Genomic DNA, 18,011 nt, shown 5'->3' on the forward strand with positions numbered 1-18,011 from the left:
TTTCAAGCACCTCCGGTGTGATGGAAACGATAGGACTGCACATTGTGATACGACTGCTCAAGTTTAGGTATGAATTGATCAAAATCTGCACTCACCATGCCTGTGAACAAAATATCAATCACATGCAGCAGCGCAATGCGTGAAGCCATATCCCCGCGTCGCATCCCTTCTTCGAGCGAGGAAGTAAACAGCGGAATATCTGCCGTTTCAGCCAGTGTGTTGCTGCCGTAAGAGGTCAGCGAGATTGTGGAAGCCCCGGCTTGTTTGGCACAGGTTAATGCATCAATCGTTTCTGGGGTTTCGCCCGAATACGATACGGCCACCGCCACATCACCTGCCCCCAGGGAGGAAGCGGATGTAATCTGCATGTGGGAATCTGAAAAGGCTGTACAGCTTTTGCCGATCCGCACCAGCTTCTGATAGAAATCCTGTGTCACGATGGACGAGGTTGCCACGCCGTACAGGTCGATTCGCCGGGCCTGACAGAGCAGCTGCACAGTTTGTTCCAGCCTGCCCAGATCGAGCAAACGAGTCGTATCCGCGATAGAAGCCAGATGATTCGCTTCAATGGCCTCAACAATTTTGGATAACGAGTTGCCTGCAACAATATCCTGATAGGCCGTTTCATTCGGCGTCTGTGACAGCTCGGCCGCAAGCTTCATTTTGAGGTCGGGAAAACCTTTAAAGTGAAATGATTTGCAAAAACGGGTCACCGTCGCCGCGCTTGTACCACTCAGCTCTGCCAATCGATTAATGGTCATGCCCGGCACATCTGAAGGCGACTCGATAATGACCTCGGCGATCCGTCTTTCCTGAGACGGCAGGTTATCTAATTGTTGCTGCAACGCATGTAAGATGGCTGCCATAAGCACCTCTTTTGTATGAAAATTATTTTTATCATTTATTCTATTTAAAAGAAAATTATTTTTACACCTTTATTTTAATCAAGACACTCTCGCAAGGCAAGAGGATTTTCTCTAATTGAGTGAGTATGGTCACAAGCTGAAGCTTGTCATCTTTCATTTGAAGTTTTAGCCTGGTCTGTTAAAGTTAATCGTATAGAATTGTATGTAAAGAAGCTGTACCATCCAAATACATAGAGTATCTATAGATCATGGTATCTTCTGGTGCCTTTATGAATAGAGGGGACTGTAAATGAATCGCAGACAGCGCAGTAAAATCGTTCCAAACACCTGGATCATTGCCGCCAAGCAGACTGACTCAAACATATATTATGCGCTCTATGCCATCGACTGGAAACGTGGAGCCCGCTTGAGTTGGGAAGGTTGGAAGCGTTACGAGGATTTTTTGCAATTTCATGTGCCGTTCAAGCGCAAAATGCAAGGCCATCACACTTCGTCACAACCTGCTGCTAAAATTGCAAAAAAGGCATTATATTTGCATTTAAATGAGGCACAGTATGAGGAATTGGAGCAGTTATTTTATCAGCCATTTTCAAGAAGAAAATGGAGAGTTTTTTGGAGGCGCATGGAAGTTATAGCTGATCAATAATCTGTATCATGCATCCGAGTCGTTTTGTACTGGACTCCATCCCTCGCGTGTATTACTTGTTGATCCACATCATATTGGCACAGTGCCAATAACCGCTATGTTCTTCTTCTTTAAGAATGGATTGATAAACGGGATGGAGAAAATGATGTAGTGCATCCATTACATCCTGAAATACAAGCTGTTTTTCAATCCCTAAACGACGCTGAAAAGCCTGCCACTGTTTTGTTCGACTTTCGTCAATAGCAAATGTTCTTTGAAACAGTGGATGTTCTTTTTCTATTACTGTGCCACGATGTCGAAAGGTTTCTAATACTGCCTGATAAAGAACACGACCATCGAAGTTGTTCATTGTTAACAGCATATAAATATCATAAAAATCTTTCATACGACTATTCATCACTGATAATGTAATCATGGCTTCAAATTTTTCTGAAATGACAGATTCTTTTGAGTAGGCTTGTACTTGTGGTTTTGCCATATCTAGTAGAACAGGGTATTCAATAAGCTGTGGCTTCGGAACCACCACATCACCAAATCCGATATCAAACTGCAAGATTTTCCTCATGCGCCCTAGAAGTGCGGTTATCTTAATTCTTACACCCTCATAATCGGCATCTTCTTTAATTCTCTCCGTTGTCATTTCATCCAACTGAAATACAACACCGTCTGCGGGAACACTTATGGAGCAAATTGAAATGAATGACTCTCTTAATAATTCAAGTTTATTAGCGATCTGTCTGGCGAGAAAATCAACATCTTTAGTTGGGCGCGCCTTGAACTGCGTTTGCGAAAACAAAAACAGCCCACCCTTTAAAATAAATTTGTCTCTGAAATCAGAGATAGATAAGCGGTATAAGAACCGCTCCTGAAAATATAAAAGCAGCAGTGTATCGAAAGCCTTTCCTGATTCTTTGGCTATGTTCTTCAAGCGTTCTGAAACAGAAGCGGGGACGTTTTTAATCTCACTCATCAAATTAACACCTCCAGATATTTTTGCAAAACCGTTTGAATCCTCAGCTTATCAGCATATGAAACAAGCTTGGTTATATTTTTATTAGATGATTTAAGGTAATTCCTCAGCCCTTCTTTCATCAAATCCATTCCAAGCTTTTCTCGATACCTCACCATATCACAAATTGTTTTTTCACGATCATAAATTCTAACTACCGAGCCATTGATATCCACTTCATCGATTCCAATGTTGTATTGAGCATCTGCCAGATAGATTATTTTAATAGGAGGATAGTCTGGAAGTTTTGGCTTTTTACTGCTGCGATGAATAGCGATTTGGTACTCCCAAGGATTGTAGGTTGTCAGCTCGTAATAGGAAAGTGCAGAGAGAAGACAAATCACTCCTTTAGGGATCAGCTTTGTCACTTCGACCATTTCATCGGGCATTTCCTGTATTAGTCCAGATTGTCGATAAAGCCCTTGCTTTATTCGTTCAATCTCACCAATGAATTCCAACTTTTTTATGTGATATGGGGATACACCCGCTTTGATAAAATCCTTTGTTCGAGCAATTCCATGATGCTCCGCCAGCACGTGCATTGCCTCAGCTTTAATCTGCTCATTCATACATTCACCGCCATTCATAATTGCTAGAAGATTTTATGTTGTTAAAAAGGTATTCGAGTTTATTTTATGATTCCCTTTTATTTTTCACAAAAAACTCTGCACTTAGACGTATAAGCAGATAAAAATGTTACGTTGGGAAGAATAGAGAAATATTATTTCAATATTTCATTAACAAAAAAGCCTTTCCCCATGCTTCATTCTGAAGGATAGAGAAAGGCTTTTGTGCTGCCACATTAAACTGCGGTTCGCATCTAAATCTTCAGTTCTCCGAGCTTAATCAGCTCTACAACTGCCTGCGAACGACCCTTAACATTGAGTTTCTGCATCACATTGGAGATATGGTTACGCACCGTTTTCTCGCTGATGAATAACTGCCCTGCGATGTCACGCGTTGTTTTGTCCTGAACCAGCAATTCGAATACTTCGCGCTCACGGTGGGTTAACAAAAATTTGCTTTTATGATGATCGATACCCTTCAATGTTCACCCCTCCTTGCTCGGGTTGTGTTGGTGTAACAAGGTTAAGGGGATACAGTCAACTCATCTTATGTCAGATCAAGGGCGTTGGTTCAGTTTTATAAGAAAAATGGGCAGTTGAATGGGTATTTCAGGTGGGCCAGCACATAACACTCAATTTAAGCAAATCAATGCTTGATCCATTTTCATTATGAGAGAATAAATGAATTCTGTATGTTTGTGATATTTCGAATTCGTGCTTATTCTTTTATTCATTTTCTTCACTCGAGAGCCGATATACGTAAAACAACTTGTATTAATATTTATAACCTTGCATAAAAGGAGCCACACATTAATGGACATTATTCAAGCACTAATTCAAAGCATGCCTTATTTTCGGCAGCCATCCGACAAGATGTGACGTTATCCCTAATCGATCGAGAGAAATATTTGTACTTCTCTTCAGGAGAATCGCTGAAGCAGCTGAATTTTAAAACGGGAGATCCACTCCCTGAAGCAAATCTGAATTTTACCGATCTGCGAAACGGTACAACAACGACATACAGTCACTTTCCGAAGGAGGTATTTGGCATTCCCTTTGATGTTGCTTTCATCCCTGTCAAAAATGTCGCTGACGAGATTGTCGCTGTGTTTACCCTCGTGTATAGCATGGAAAACCAGGAAAAGCTGCAGCAGCTAATGGACATCGTTGTAGGACTAACCAACCAGCTGGTCGACAGTGTACAACATGTTGCAGCTCATTCGGAAGAACTGAGCGCTACCTCCGAAGAGATGCTAGGCAATACTAAAAAAGCTGTTCATACTTCCGTGGGCCTTAATGCAGCCATTGAAGCCGCACGTGTAGGGGATGCAGGAGCCGGTTTTGGAGTAGTTGCCAAGGAAATTCGCAAGCTGTCTGTTGATACCAAAAACGCCACTAACGAAATTGAAAAGTCCTTACTGACGGTGAGACAGTCCATCGAATTGTTAGATAACGACCTTGGCGAAATTACGGCAAGTTCACAGGAGCAGGCTGAGCTCGTCAGCGAATTTATGGAAACGATTAACCACTTGAACGAAACGACCAGAGACTTAAAGCAATTCATACAAAAATTAATTAATATTCATGAATCCTAAATAGATATTTATTGGTTTTTGACCAATTATGCACTATGTAGTAACAAATATGCCCTTGCAGTGGATGTATCCCACAGCAAAGGCACACTTGTTCCTTTCAGTATCTTACCGATTCATTCGATTCATCATGCCGCCATTATGATTACGGTTCATTACACCATCACCGAGCACACCGTCACGGTTATGAGTTTCAGCCGCATTGGTCGGGAAAATACGCTCTACCATCGACTGGAACGTATCGATCATACCGCTGACAGGTTTACCGTTACGCAGATCCGCTGCATAGTTCTCAACCTGACCTACGAAATCAGGATTAGCAGATACATATACGTTCTCGACGTTCGGTGCAAATTGCTTGATTTTGGCTGAAATTTTGCCTTTGATTTCTTCCGGCGTGTTATCGTCGGAGCTATCCATCATACGTGGACGTTCACTTCTTGTGCCATATTGGCTTTCATTCATCGGGCGTGCTGTACCGCTCTTGGTCAAGCCGCGCATCATGCCTACCGCGCCTGTGCCCATCGTGCCATAGATGCCACGGTCATTGCCCATATGGCTGCGGTCTGTTGCGGTGCCGGTATTCAGTCCCGGTGCGATTCCGCTTGTGCTGTATGGAGAATTCGTGCCCGATCCGCCATGAACTCGCATACCGCCCATGTCCCGATTCATATTTCCATCGCGCATTGTATCGCTGGCATAGTTACGCATCGTGCCATTCAAACGGTTGCCCATATGTCCAGTCGATTTACTTCCCAGCTTGCCTGCATGTCCATTCGCTAAACGAACAGCAACGTATGCGTTACGATCCGTTAACATGACATGGGCGGATTCCACTTCCTTCATCTCCGCAATGCGTTTTGCCAGTTCATCACTGGATCGCAGGTCAGTAACATTATGCATCCGGTAACTATGCGCACGAATTCCGTCCATTCCATTGGTCTCGACGCCATACCGATTGATGCCATGCGCCTGTTCGCGAACACTTTGCGTATGCAAATTGTTATCGCGATTCCCGCAACCCGTCAAGCCGGCCATTACAAAAATTGCAGTAGACAATGATAACGTAATCGCTGTTGCCTTTTTGACTGTTGGCATGTAATGTTCATCCTCCAATGTGGTTGGTTTGGTTCACATAGATAGGATGCGCGTCTGGTGTTACCGATATGCTGAAAGGATATGGCACTTTAACCTGCCAACTTATATAGACATTCTTGCCCGCACACAAAAAAAGCACAGTAACTGCATTCAGCGCAGAACTGTGCTTTTCCTGACTCAGCTGTCAGCTGTCTCTTTTTGACTAAGGCTCACTTCCCGGAAGCTGCCGCAGAAGTTGAAGATTTGTCAGAAGACCCCGATTTCGCGGATGCTCCCGACTTATCAGACTCCGAAGAAGCTGAGGAGCTATTGGCATCTGAAGGAACGGCGGACGTATTTTTAATGCTTTCCGGAAACTTCTCAGCTTCCTTGAGAGCTGCTGCATCCATCGTGTAAGCCCACTCCCCATCCGCCGTAATTACCCAGATCTGGTCAGGGTCTGAAGATGTGGTCAGCAAACGATAAACCGTAGTCGTCTCCTGCCCGTTCATCTGCTGCTCAACAGACAGTGTGGAACGAGGGATGGCTCCTTTTAACTCGGACGCTTTGCGAACGTCTTCGCCAGTTGTGAGGTTTTTGATTTTGCCAATGAGCGAGATTGCATCCTCTGCCTTAATTGACTTGCCATTTAACGTCCATTCGTGTTCGGATGGGGTTTCTCCTTCAGCCGACGCCTTGAGCATCCAGCTCGCGGCTTCCCCTTCCCATTCCAGTGTACGGACATTGGATTCATCCATATTGAACGGAGTCGTGTCCAGCAAAGAATGACGTGTCAGGGCGATATTCGTTACAGCTTCATTTTTGACAGCCACCACCGGCCCTGCATCGACGCGCGCATAATGTGCATCCCCCGCAGGCAGCTGATTGCCAATCACCAGTTTAAGCTCACGCCCATCCTTTACTTTGATATCGAGTGTTGTGGCAGTGCTGCCCAAACCGTACTTCTCTACATCCTTGGGTGATTCTTCCACGACCATCTCCTGATCTGCGCCGCTCAGCGCATCAAGCCAACTGCCCACACTGTATTCGTTCAGCGGATAACCCTTCGGCTGTGACATCTGCCAGATGCCATCTTTTCGCTCAAGGGTTGAGGAATTATCTGCAGCCCCTTCATGCAGCGTAATCGCCTCAATATCTGCTGAAGTGATACCAAGAAGCTTCGCCTGTACTGCCTCTTCTTCCCGAAAATAATTATGATTGGCTGCATACAGCCAGCCCGCAATCAAGATCACAACGACAACCATCGTTGGTATTAACTTTTTCATACCCGTCTGCGCCTCCACCATAAGAGTACACCGATGATTACAAAGACAAGCGGGAATGCTACAATCGCTGCAAAAAAGATCGTTCTGGCCTGCTGACCATCCAGGTAAGCAATCTCATATCCAGCCTGGACACGTGGTCGAATCGTTAGACCGTCTTGTTTTTCACTCAAATAATTCACTGTATTCAAAATAAAATCCCGATTGCCACCGTTCGTAATTTGCGAATCCTGCATGAAAATAGACGATCCTAGAATGACCGCTTTGGGTTTGCCATCCTTCGTATCTGCTGCATAACCAAGTTCGACAGGACCCTGAACGTCAGCATCTTTATCATTGTTCGTCTCGTTTTGCAGAAGCCCGGCAATATTCGTCTCCCCGTAGCTGTCATCTGAGGAATGCATTAGCGGAGACAAGGTGTATTTGTCTTGCTCCTTGCTGGTCAGTGCAATCGACAAGGACAGCATCGGATACAGCTTGTTCTGAGCCAGCTTGTCTGTAATTGCATGACTGCCATACTCCGGCACAACCCACAGTGGTCCCATCGTGCTGGCCTGTTTGTTATCCACCATGACGGCATGCTCATCCACCACGCCATAGTCAGCGATCAAGGCATCAATGTTTTTCCAGCTGGATTTCATATCTTCTGCAAAACCGAGGGAAATGAACAGCTTACCTCCATTGCTCATATAGGTTCGAATTTCTTTCAGCTCGGCGTCACTCAGATCACGCTGCGGCCCGATAATGGCGAGCACATCGGTATCCTCCGGCACTTTACCAGCCTGATTCAGCTGCAGCTCTTCTGTGGTGATATTATTCTGTTCCAGTGAAGATCGCAGTGTCCCCATCTGATCCAGACTTAACTCTTCATGTCCGGTCAGGAATACCATTTTGTTGGTTTCTGTAGAAGAGAGATTCATCAGCGCCTGAGTTAATTTCTCTTCCCCTGTAAACTGGTAAGAACCATCGCTTCCATCCCCGTTCGCCGTGAACAGGCTGGCAATATCGATGACCTTATGGCGATCTCCCTGCTCCAGCACAATCGAGCTGCCTGTGATGCCGTATTTGGAGGCAAGCGCAGGCTCCTGCGTTAGATTGTACTGCTTCAGCTTGAGCTTGCTGTTTCGTTTCGTATATTCCTGAACCATATCGGCCACTTCACGGTTCAAAACCGTATTGTTTGCATTTTCAACCGTTAATACAAGAATATTGACGTCATTTTTGACATTTTTAATCGCCGTCAGAGACTGGTCTGATAACGTATACTGTTTATTTGAAGTCAGGTCGAGCTGAAAGCCGCCAAGCGAGTTCAGGAACAGGGTCAGCAAAATAAAGATGCCAATCACCGCGACAGACAAAACGGTACTGTTGGTATGACTTAGGCATTTTTTCATCTTCTCACCTCCACCGCTTCCGTTCCACAATTTGAATGCTTAACAGTAAAAACACACCCGTAAGCGTGACATAGTATAGAACATCCGGTCCGCTGAGAACGCCTTTGGTGAAGCTGTCAAAGTGATTGGTCAGCGCAAACGGATCAAGCCACTTCTGCAATGCAGACCCCGTATTTCCTGCGAATGAATCAAGCATCCACAAAACGAGCAATATAATAAAACCCGCCACGGCAGCCACCATCTGATGCTGGGACAGCGTGGAGGCAAATAGTCCAATTGCCATCATGCTGCCGCCCAGGAAAAACAAACCGAGTGCAGACAACCAGACAGAGGTCAGGTCCAGCTTTCCATAGAACGACATAATGAACGGATACACCAGACTGCAGAGAATCAACACAAGCAGTATAGCGAGCGAAGCCAGATATTTTCCGAAAATAATCTCGGTCACGCGTGTCGGTGAAGTCAGCAGCAGCTCATCCGTTCCCTGCCTGAACTCTTCTGCAACGAGTCGCATGGTCAACAGGGGCACCACAAAAAGCAGCATGGACAACGTATCACCCAGAACAAGGCGGTAGTCCACAATGCTTGGCTGGTAGTAAACAAAGCTTGAATAGAACAACAGGCTGGTCATCAGCACGTATACGGCAAAAGCAAAATAAGAAGTCGGCGACAGAAAATACGCCTGCAGTTCTTTGGAACAGATCGCCATCATTCGTCTCATTTGCTTCCCTCCCCTGAATCGGAATCAGACATTTCCCGCTCAGATGCAGCCTGAACCTCTGAAGCATGCTCATTTCCTATGGCTTCTTCATCTGGTTCAGCTACTGCCTCCGAAGTGGCATCTGGTTCGGATGTCGTTAATTTCAGGAAGATTTGCTCCAGACTGAGGTTCTCACGTTTCATCTCAAGGATTGGCAAGCCCGCCCCGGACAACAGATAAAAGAGCTCCTCCCGGAAGTCTTCCGACGATTCCCCGGTGAGTCTGACTCGAATAGTTGAAGGGGTGCCCGATATTGCATTTTCCGGTGCGTCTGAAGCCACTGCTGCCGAAGCTGTGCCTTCTTCAGACGGTGAGGAGATGGAGCTAGAAGCTAAAGTTGGCGTTGAGGACAGGGTCGAGTCAGCGATGACCTCGCCGTGTGCTTTCTTCCATGGTGTTAATACATCCATCAGCTGTTGCTGCGTAGCTTTCACTTCGAGGGATACCTTGAAGCGATCCGCCATCGCTGAGCCGAGATCATGAGGTGATCCGTCCAATACAAGTTTTCCCTGATTGATGATCAGCATCCGGTTACAGAGTGTACTTACCTCAGGCAAAATATGCGTGCTAAGCAGCACCGTATGATTTTCACCTAGCTCTCGTATCAAATCCCGGATCTCAATAATCTGATTAGGATCAAGTCCTGAGGTCGGCTCATCCAATACCAGCAGATCCGGCTTATGTATAATGGCTCCTGCCAGTCCCAGACGTTGCTTGTAACCTTTGGACAAACCGCGCACCATTTGTTTCTCCCTGCCCTGCAGTCCAAGTCTGCTAACCATTTCACTGACACGCAGCTTGACCTCGCGCGCTGGAACATCCCTCAGATTTGCGACAAACTTGAGATACGACTGCACCGTCATATCCGGATAAAGCGGGGGTGTCTCCGGCAGATAACCAATTTTGGCACGAACGCTGCGTCCCTGATCATGCACGGACACCCCATCCACCAGCACCGAGCCTGCCGTGGGATGCAAATACCCTGTGATCATGCGCATTGTTGTCGTTTTGCCAGCACCGTTCGGTCCCAGAAAACCGACAATCTCGCCTCGTTCCATGGTGAAGTCCAATTGGTGCACACCGCGCTGTCCTTCGTACACTTTGCTCACCTGTCTCACTTCGAGCACGTCCTTCATCCTTTCCCGTTAAAATACCCGTGCAGCAGCATGACTAACTCTACACGGGAAATCATTTGTATGATACGAGATGTATCCTAGTCCCAGCTTAATATCACTTAAAATAAAGCTTAATATTTTGTGTCTAAATTGTGAACACATGCTATTTTACCCACACACCGCCCTCCGGTTAAACGTACCATGGAGTACAGGAGAATGAGCTCCTGACCATAAGTCAGAGGGTGAACCGTGTGAAGGTATTATTCACGTTTTATGTTCCCAGCGGGGGCGTCGATACACTGAACCGACTGCGTACTGCAGTACTGAAACGCCATGGCATTGAAGCACATTTATTGTATCTGAACACAGGCTCAGGTTTGCAGAACAGCAGTGAAACTCGCATTTTTACAGCTTCCAGCGATCAGGATATTCATCATTTGATTCACTCCGAGCACTATGATGCCATTATTACCACTTCTGATATTGCCATGCCCGGCCGTTTGAGAGGTCTCGGTTACAAAGGACGGATTATTTTCGAAGCCCAAGGGCTCGGTACACGGGATCAGGCTCTGGAGACGATTCAAATGGGTGTGCCCTATCTACAAGCACACTGCGATGCCGCAGTCCTCCCGCCAACCGATCATCTGCTCGATATGTTCATTCACATCTGTCCATGGCTGCATCGCTTTGTCATTCCAAATATGCTGGATACGGATACCTTTGCTCCAATCTCCGTAGAAGCACCGCCATATCCTGTTCTTGCATGGGTCGGGCGGCTGGAGCATAACAAAAACTGGCGGGAATATCTCGAAATCTGCAAAAGGATTATTAAAAAGAAACCCCAGGCCAGACTCTGGCTGTTTCACGATCCTACCTTGGCTAATCCAGAAGATGAAGTCATGTTTCGGCACATGCTGTCCGAATATGGATTAGAAGATCGGATCGGCATCTTTATGAATGTGCCACATTCACAGATGCCTACGTTCTACTCGATGATCGCAGCTTCTGGCGGCATCATGCTGTCCACTTCTTTACTCGAAGGTTTCGGTTACGCCGTAGCCGAGGCCATCAGCTGCGGCTGTCCCGTTCTAAGCACCGATTCGGATGGCGTGCGTTTGTTTATCACACACAACAAAACAGGAAAGTTCTACCCGCTTGGCAATGTAAAAGCCGCCGTGAGTGAAGCTCTGGACCTGATGAATAACCAGAAGCTGCGGGAGTATATTCGCATTCAGGGAAGACAGCATGTGACCCTGTCCTTCTCCCCTGACCGATATGCAGCCTCTTTCCGGGAGATGATGACTGCATTGCGCGTTTTTCATTGATGGTTACAAGTTATATAAGTTGAACTAAAAAATGTACACAATCCACTCCAATATGCTCATCAATCCAGGCACTAGTCAAATATTGTCCATCGCTCATGGCAAGTGCACGTCTGCCACCCTCTACTGCGAGCGCTAACGATCAGGAGAAACCTTATTTCGGCATATTCGGGCTTTGGAAAATTCTAACGATCCCCAGAGACGCTATTGTGCTGAAATCAGCTTGATCAGGCTCATTTTTCAGGATTTCGAATGGAATAAGCTTCCTGGAGATCGTTAGAATTCAAATGTTCCTGATTCAGGGAAAATAAGCTCTATGGGGATCGTTAGCCTTCCCTCTTCGACTTAAACAGCCTGCCAAGGCTGGTATTCTTGCCCCAGTACAACGCGCTTTGACGATCATGAACCGTTAATCGGTATAATGTTGTTTCTTTAGTTCAATTTATATAGAACAGAAAAAGTTCACAAGACGTAAAAAGGCAACCCAGAGCGCATAAGCTCCAGACTGCCTTAGTTGATTTAAATAGGCTAACCCGCCCTTAAAGGGTAAAGTACAGCCTGCTCTATCCGCCTTAGTGACCCATCATCATCGCAGGATCAGGCTGCTCCCCCGTTTGCAGCTCCGGTTCAGGCTTGCGTTTCGGCTTGCGCAGAATCAGACTAAGCAGGCATCCGAACAGGGCGATACATGCTGCGAGGAAGAACGTATCGTTGAAGCCGCTAACCATGCCGTTCACGATGTCTGCTTTTCCCGTGCCCGTTGTATGGCTCGTGACGCGAGAAGTCAGGAACCCTGTAAGACCCGCAACAGCAAAGGAAACGACAACCTGCTGGGCAGCAGCCGTGAGCGGTGTTACACGCGCTACCAGCTTGCGCGGTGCTGCATTCAGCACATGTGTGTTGAGCGGCATCATGGACAAGCCCATACCAAATCCCATCATAAGCAGGGCGGTAATAATAAGTCCAAGTCCTGTTGTTGCAGTAATGGAAGACAGAATAAACAAAGCTCCCGAGATAATACCGAGACCAACAAAGGCCAGAGGTCTTGCCCCGATTTTGTCAAACAAGCGGCCGCCGAGCGGCATCGAGATACCGGAAGCAAGTGCTTGAGGCAGCAGGATAAGTCCTGTTTCCAAAGCCGTGTATCCTTTGATCTGCTGCAGATAGAGCGGGATGAGAATCATGGAACCAAACAATGCTACTTGTGCTACCCAAGCGAGAACAATACCTCTGGAGAAGTCTGAGGAAGCGAATACCCGCAGCTCAAGTAACGGATTTTGCTGACGCAGCTCTACGATGATGAATAAAATCAGCGCCACGCCGCCGACGATAATACCAGTCAAGGTCGTAGAAGACGTCCAGCTTGTGCCGCCTTCACTTACACCGTAAGCCAGCATGGAGAAGGCAATCGGAGCAAGAATCATGCCGATCAGATCCAGTGAAGGCGTGCGTCCGCGATCCGTATCAGGCAAAAATCGCACACACAGAATAAAAGCCGCGATACCGATTGGCAGATTAATCAGGAAAATCCAGTGCCAGCTCACGGACTCAATAAACCAGCCCGACAATACGGGGCCGAGCGCAGGAGCAAGCAGCATCGGAATACCGAGCATGCCCATGATGGAACCCCTGCGTTCAGGCGGAGCCAAACGAAATACCATGGCCATTCCGATCGGGGCCACCATGCCTCCACCGAGACCCTGAATAACACGGAACACAATCAGCTGTTCCGGGGATTGAGCTATCGAACATAACACAGAGCCTAGTGTAAACATGGCGATGGTAAACAGAAACACTCTTTTGGCTCCAAAACGATCGGTCAGCCAGCCTGCCAATGGGATAACTGCAGATAAAGCCAGGGTATAACCTGTGACGGTCCATTGGATCGTTTTCAAATCCGTCTCGAAGTACTGTACAAGATTCGGTATAGCGACGTTAACTACCGTGCTGTCCAGAATGACCATAATCATTCCAACGATGATGGACAAGAGGGGCAGAATAATCGTTTTGATCGAAAACGCTTCTGCCTCCTGGGGTACTGCTGTCTGTTGTTTCACGCACTCACTCTCTTTTCCGGCGTCCTGCGGCTTTAAGTAAACGGGCCTGTGGACTGCCTATCATTACGAATTTTTCAAACCTTCGTTTTAAACCTTTGTTTTAAACTTACGTTTTATACTGGTTTAATTTTAACGAAAATACCTTTGCTGTCAAGCTATTTTTTAAAGGTATATTTCTCAGAAAAAAACGAAAAAAAAAGGACCAGGCCTCACGCCTGCTCCTCATGCAAATACACATCAATTGGCAAGTTTCAACATCTGATGCTCCGATAACACACCGATCAGCTCCCCCGCTCCGCTGCGGCAATAGATTCGAATGACGAGATGATTCGGTACAGAACTGTTGCTGACTATTTTCAGATCATAGACTTGGGAAGATACGTCCAGATGATGCACAACCTGATGGTTCCCTGCCGCCTTAGAACCTGCACTAACATAGAATAGATATCGGTACACTTCGCCATGATTGCCCGCTGCACCAACATATACATCTGTTCCTTCTCCTTCTCCGACATACGCAATCTCCACATCGATATACCTTATTGGAATATGTGTTTGAAGTATGTTTTCATGCATCTGCATAATATAAGCCGCCATCCTGTATCCCTCCTGCGGAGCTTGAGCTAACATGATTCTCCCTGTATACAACATATGCCGCTTCTCGTCCAATCGCTTTTACAATCACCCAATTTTGATCATTTACAGCCAATGCCCGGCCTTACTCCTCGTTTGCTTCATAGAATAACAGGATAGGAGTTCGGTCTGTGCAGGCCGCGACAAGGAGGTTGTTATGAGAGTTCTGCTCGTTACGTATTGGGAGCTTACACATATGGGGGGCATCTGGACTTATATCAGGCAGCTCGCCGACAGACTCGCTTCCCTTGGTGTAGAAGTAGATATTATGGGCACCAACGGCGCAAGCAATGAAGTGTATATCCGCAACCTGAATCGTTCCTTTTCGAAAAACCTGGTGTGGCCTATGCTGCAAGCCAAGCTGAACCCCACCGATTTGCCTCAATTCACAGCAGATTCTCTGCTGGCCTATTACGAGTTGAACCGATATGCCTTCGAGATGGCTGCTGCCCATCTGGGGGTAGAGCACTATGATGTGATCCATGCTCAGGACCCTGTTGCTGCCGTGGCGATTAAACGCATTTTGAAACGCAATATTCCGCTCGTCACCAGTTATCACGGAGCGTTAGCGCGTGAAGCCTTCTATGATGCGCAAACCTCCAACCCGCAGCTAACCTTGCTTGCCTATCTGCAATCCAAACGTGGACGTTATTTCCTGTCACTGGAGCAGCGAAGTGCGGCACTGTCCGAGCTGATTCTGGTGTCGAGCCACTGGATCAAAAGCACACTCACCGATATAGGAGTGCCAGCATCCAAATTCAGACAGATTCCGTATGCCGTCGATCTGCCAACCTATCGCAAAGCCGCCGCTGCCAGGTTCCCTCATCGCCCGCCTTCAGGTAAAAAGGTCATCGCTTTTACGGGAAGACTGGAGCATATTAAGGGTGTGCATGTACTGATCAAGGCACTGGCCAGCCTGAAAACGAAACGTTCAGATTGGGTCTGCTGGATCGCGGGAGAAGGCAGTCTGCTGGATGAATTGCGTGATCAGGCATCCGAAGCTTGCATCGCATCCGATATCGTATTCTGGGGCAAGCTGGACAACATTCCTGCCTTTCTGAAGCATGCTGATATTTACGTGCAGCCGAGCCTTCAGGATACACAGCCCTTCTCCGTCACCGAAGCACAGCTTGCAGGTGTGCCCGTCATAGTCAGCGGTACAGCAGGCATGCCTGAAATGGTCGAACCCGAACGCACAGGCTGGGTCGTGCCGCCACAGGATGCCGATTCACTAAGTGAGCTGTTAGAAGCGCTGCTTCAGGATCATGCAGCCCGCAAGGCGGTAGGGGCGGCAGCCAAAGCATGGGCTGAACAGCACCGTTCTTTGGAAGAAATGGGGCTACGTACGCTGCAAGTGTATGAGGAAGCTATCTATAGAGGAGGACTTTCGACATGACATTGCTGGTTCCAAGCGATCTGTACAACCGCTGGTTTTCCGTTCCGGTCCCGACGCCCCATATTGAGGTGGATTATGAGACGATGAACACACTCATGCAGAAGCTTCCGAAAGGGTATGTATTTCCCGATCCAGTATCCATGATTATTTTGAACGAAAACGAATAAAAGGTGAATGAAAGAAATCTCATCCTTTTCCAGTAAATATTATGTTATATTTTGGATAACAGATGTTTACATGAAAGGATGGGACAGCTTGAGATCGAAACGACTAATTGCTCTGGCGTTCTCCACAGTAGTCATAGTCACTGCATCAGCTTTTTACGTCACTGGGTTCGCATCGGATGGTTCCCATCATAATAAAACCGATGCTTCTGAAGAAGCTCAATCGTTATATCCAGTGAATAAAGCTGGTGAAACTTATGGTAAACCTGTAGATCCGCTACATCCTCCCGATCTGCTGTTAGCACAAGGAACAGATGGCACAATCGGTTACGTACGCTCATCTGAGTTAATCGGCGAGGACCCTGCAACACCTGAAGAAGCTGTTAAACGTCAGTTGACACTCAACCCGGACGGCCGAGCAATCTCACTCTATGAACATGATGGAAAAACCGTCATAGGTGAATTCAAAGTGACTGGTCCATAACACTTCATCCCGGGAAGGGACCCCATTCTGGCAAAACAAAAGAAGCCACAGATTGAATCTGCAGCTTCTTTTGTCATGTTTAATTTATGTCTTATACTCTAATGTTATAGCTGTTCCTCAATCCGAGACCAACCTCGAATACATATACAGATCATTAAAGGTGTCTCCTGATCCTGTTCCTGATCCTGCTTCTGCGCCAGTTCCTTCCCTCTCATAAGCTCTCAGCAATCCTTCCCTCGTGAATCCAAGCTTCTCCAGCAGCCTGATCGAATTCACGTTGCGAGGGTCAACTTTAGCTTCAATCCGGTTCAGCGCGAGCGAAGTAAAACCATGATCTAACAGGGCAGAAACCGCCTCTGCCGCGTATCCCTTACCCCAATAAGCTCTGGCAAGATCGTATCCAATCTCCGCTCTGGCCTGTTCAAAATCAAGATAATTGTAACCGCAGGAGCCCATAATTGCACCTGACTCCTTCTCCATGATGGAGAAGCGTATAGCCTGCCTCTCCTGTGCAAGATCAGCGAGCATCCGTATCATCTTTACCGCTTGTTGTTCAGCTTTAAAAGGAGAAATGTTCATAAACCTGGCAACCTCTGGATCAGACCATACTTGGAGCAGGTCAGCAGCGTCGGATTCCTTCATTTGACGTAGATCTATCCGGTTCGTGTGTAATTCAGTAATCAATACGTTAACCTCCAATAGTTCATATTATCGTCGGGTCACTCCATATTGATATCTGCGCATAGTTCAGTCCCTTCTATGTACAAGTCACCGCTTAGTATAATGGAATTTGTTGATCCTTTCATGCTATAAAAAAATGAGCGTCCACCCTTCAGCTTGTCAACCAAGCTTCACTGATGTTCGCTCCCCTATACATCCACATCCGGTTCCTTTCTAAGAACGACGATTATTTATCACTTCCAGTAACCACCGACTTGCCGAAGATTGAGCAGGATCGGGCGGTGCTTCTCCTGAACACGCTCCATCTCCGCAACCAGTTCCTTGAAATGACGTTTCGTTCCCATCGACTCGTGCAGCCGATAACACATGAGTGGCTCATTAAAATAAAACAGCTCATACAGCGGAAACAGCCTCAGCCACATCTCATAGTCATGCGTGTATCGAAAATCGGTGTCGAACATTCCGAAGCGCTCAAATGCCTCCATCTTGACCATCACAGTGCATCCATTGATCGGACAACCTTCCATCAGCACCTGTAACATCTCCAGACGACTGCCCACCTCTGGCTGTACCGTATCGAGCCATTCACCGTGTTCATTCACATAATGGTACGCACCATGACAGAACGAAGCCTGGACTTCCAGCATGAACTGCAGCTGCTTTTCCACACGATTCAGCAGCATGACATCATCCGAGCTCAGCCAGACAAAATAGTCCCCTGTCGCCTGTTTAATACCTTCGTTGAGTGCTGTAGCTGTGCCCCCGTTCTCTTTGCGAATGTAATGAATCTGATCCATAAATGGCTGCAGCCGCTCTACATGCTTGGTGGAACCATCATCCACCACGATCACCTCAATATGGGGATACGTCTGGTGAAGAGCACTATGAACGGCCTGCTCGATATATGGGCAATTATAAAAAGGAATCACAATTGATACCTTCGGTTCCATCCGAGCCTCCCCTTCC

Annotated in this window: 20 protein-coding genes; 6 read left to right on the forward strand and 14 right to left on the reverse strand. The window is 46.9% G+C overall.

Annotation, left to right across the window (positions count from 1 at the left end; translation table 11 throughout):
• Positions 1–2 precede the first annotated feature (2 nt).
• The gene (locus IEW26_RS18260; RefSeq protein ID WP_188593390.1) at positions 3–866 is read right to left on the reverse strand and encodes a MurR/RpiR family transcriptional regulator; all 864 of its coding nucleotides are present in this window, start codon (positions 864–866) and stop codon (positions 3–5) included.
• 289 nt (positions 867–1,155) lie between these two features.
• Here IEW26_RS18260 and IEW26_RS18265 point away from each other — a divergent pair, with 289 nt between their 5' ends.
• Positions 1,156–1,512 carry a hypothetical protein gene (locus IEW26_RS18265; RefSeq protein WP_188593391.1) on the forward strand — a complete coding sequence of 119 codons (357 nt, stop codon included), beginning with the start codon at positions 1,156–1,158 and terminating at the stop codon, positions 1,510–1,512.
• A gap of 52 nt (positions 1,513–1,564) precedes the next feature.
• Here the strand turns inward: IEW26_RS18265 and IEW26_RS18270 are convergent, their stop codons facing one another.
• From IEW26_RS18270 to IEW26_RS18280, 3 genes are all read right to left on the reverse strand, one after another.
• On the reverse strand, positions 1,565–2,482 hold the full coding sequence (locus tag IEW26_RS18270) for a nucleotidyl transferase AbiEii/AbiGii toxin family protein (RefSeq protein WP_188593392.1): 918 nt from the start codon (positions 2,480–2,482) through the stop codon (positions 1,565–1,567).
• A complete protein-coding gene (locus IEW26_RS18275; protein ID WP_188593393.1) occupies positions 2,482–3,090 on the reverse strand; it encodes a type IV toxin-antitoxin system AbiEi family antitoxin domain-containing protein in 609 nt (202 codons plus the stop codon). Before IEW26_RS18275 ends, IEW26_RS18270 begins: the two co-directional genes overlap by 1 nt.
• A 251-nt stretch (positions 3,091–3,341) precedes the next feature.
• On the reverse strand, positions 3,342–3,569 hold the full coding sequence (locus IEW26_RS18280) for a helix-turn-helix domain-containing protein (protein ID WP_090919235.1): 228 nt from the start codon (positions 3,567–3,569) through the stop codon (positions 3,342–3,344).
• A gap of 426 nt (positions 3,570–3,995) precedes the next feature.
• Between IEW26_RS18280 and IEW26_RS18285 the strand changes: the two genes are divergently transcribed.
• Entirely contained in the window at positions 3,996–4,682 is a 687-nt protein-coding gene (locus tag IEW26_RS18285; RefSeq protein ID WP_229729920.1) for a methyl-accepting chemotaxis protein, read from the forward strand.
• 105 nt (positions 4,683–4,787) lie between these two features.
• Here IEW26_RS18285 and IEW26_RS18290 read toward each other — a convergent pair whose 3' ends face one another.
• The 5 genes from IEW26_RS18290 to IEW26_RS18310 all read right to left on the reverse strand — a co-directional run bounded on the left by IEW26_RS18290 (position 4,788) and on the right by IEW26_RS18310 (position 10,329).
• Positions 4,788–5,777 carry a YhcN/YlaJ family sporulation lipoprotein gene (locus IEW26_RS18290; RefSeq protein ID WP_188593394.1) on the reverse strand — a complete coding sequence of 330 codons (990 nt, stop codon included), beginning with the start codon at positions 5,775–5,777 and terminating at the stop codon, positions 4,788–4,790.
• 209 nt (positions 5,778–5,986) lie between these two features.
• Positions 5,987–7,042, reverse strand: coding sequence for a DUF4340 domain-containing protein (locus IEW26_RS18295; protein WP_188593395.1), 1,056 nt, complete (start codon positions 7,040–7,042; stop codon positions 5,987–5,989).
• Positions 7,039–8,433 (reverse strand): GldG family protein, encoded by a 1,395-nt coding sequence (locus tag IEW26_RS18300; RefSeq protein ID WP_188593396.1) that lies wholly within the window; start codon positions 8,431–8,433, stop codon positions 7,039–7,041. Before IEW26_RS18300 ends, IEW26_RS18295 begins: the two co-directional genes overlap by 4 nt.
• 4 nt (positions 8,434–8,437) lie before the next feature.
• The gene (locus IEW26_RS18305) at positions 8,438–9,154 is read right to left on the reverse strand and encodes an ABC transporter permease subunit (RefSeq protein ID WP_111268896.1); all 717 of its coding nucleotides are present in this window, start codon (positions 9,152–9,154) and stop codon (positions 8,438–8,440) included.
• Complete coding sequence (locus tag IEW26_RS18310; protein ID WP_188593397.1) at positions 9,151–10,329, reverse strand: ABC transporter ATP-binding protein; 1,179 nt, start codon at positions 10,327–10,329, stop codon at positions 9,151–9,153. The genes IEW26_RS18305 and IEW26_RS18310 overlap by 4 nt, the downstream gene beginning before the upstream one ends.
• A 230-nt stretch (positions 10,330–10,559) precedes the next feature.
• On the opposite strand from IEW26_RS18310, the gene IEW26_RS18315 reads away from it, so the two are divergent.
• Positions 10,560–11,633, forward strand: coding sequence for a glycosyltransferase family 4 protein (locus tag IEW26_RS18315; protein WP_229729922.1), 1,074 nt, complete (start codon positions 10,560–10,562; stop codon positions 11,631–11,633).
• A gap of 569 nt (positions 11,634–12,202) precedes the next feature.
• Here the strand turns inward: IEW26_RS18315 and IEW26_RS18320 are convergent.
• From IEW26_RS18320 to IEW26_RS18330, 3 genes are all read right to left on the reverse strand, one after another.
• Entirely contained in the window at positions 12,203–13,687 is a 1,485-nt protein-coding gene (locus tag IEW26_RS18320; protein WP_188593398.1) for a DHA2 family efflux MFS transporter permease subunit, read from the reverse strand.
• 237 nt (positions 13,688–13,924) lie between these two features.
• Positions 13,925–14,284: a hypothetical protein gene (locus IEW26_RS18325; RefSeq protein WP_188593399.1), complete on the reverse strand. Its 360-nt coding sequence runs from the start codon at positions 14,282–14,284 to the stop codon at positions 13,925–13,927.
• Entirely contained in the window at positions 14,256–14,396 is a 141-nt protein-coding gene (locus IEW26_RS18330) for a hypothetical protein (protein ID WP_188593400.1), read from the reverse strand. The genes IEW26_RS18325 and IEW26_RS18330 overlap by 29 nt, the downstream gene beginning before the upstream one ends.
• 81 nt (positions 14,397–14,477) lie before the next feature.
• Here IEW26_RS18330 and IEW26_RS18335 point away from each other — a divergent pair, with 81 nt between their 5' ends.
• From IEW26_RS18335 to IEW26_RS18345, 3 genes are all read left to right on the forward strand, one after another.
• The gene (locus tag IEW26_RS18335) at positions 14,478–15,716 is read left to right on the forward strand and encodes a glycosyltransferase family 4 protein (protein ID WP_188593401.1); all 1,239 of its coding nucleotides are present in this window, start codon (positions 14,478–14,480) and stop codon (positions 15,714–15,716) included.
• Positions 15,713–15,883, forward strand: coding sequence for a hypothetical protein (locus tag IEW26_RS18340; RefSeq protein WP_188593402.1), 171 nt, complete (start codon positions 15,713–15,715; stop codon positions 15,881–15,883). The genes IEW26_RS18335 and IEW26_RS18340 overlap by 4 nt, the downstream gene beginning before the upstream one ends.
• Before the next feature lie 88 nt (positions 15,884–15,971).
• Positions 15,972–16,364, forward strand: coding sequence for a hypothetical protein (locus tag IEW26_RS18345; protein ID WP_188593403.1), 393 nt, complete (start codon positions 15,972–15,974; stop codon positions 16,362–16,364).
• 117 nt (positions 16,365–16,481) lie between these two features.
• Here the strand turns inward: IEW26_RS18345 and IEW26_RS18350 are convergent, their stop codons facing one another.
• Together IEW26_RS18350 and IEW26_RS18355 are read right to left on the reverse strand one after the other, a co-directional pair.
• On the reverse strand, positions 16,482–17,048 hold the full coding sequence (locus IEW26_RS18350; RefSeq protein WP_188593404.1) for a GNAT family N-acetyltransferase: 567 nt from the start codon (positions 17,046–17,048) through the stop codon (positions 16,482–16,484).
• Positions 17,049–17,278: 230 nt separating this feature from the next.
• Positions 17,279–17,995 (reverse strand): glycosyltransferase, encoded by a 717-nt coding sequence (locus tag IEW26_RS18355; protein ID WP_111269547.1) that lies wholly within the window; start codon positions 17,993–17,995, stop codon positions 17,279–17,281.
• Positions 17,996–18,011: the final 16 nt, after the last annotated feature.

The organism is Paenibacillus silvae (genome assembly GCF_014639235.1).
Lineage (GTDB): Bacteria > Bacillota > Bacilli > Paenibacillales > Paenibacillaceae > Paenibacillus > Paenibacillus silvae.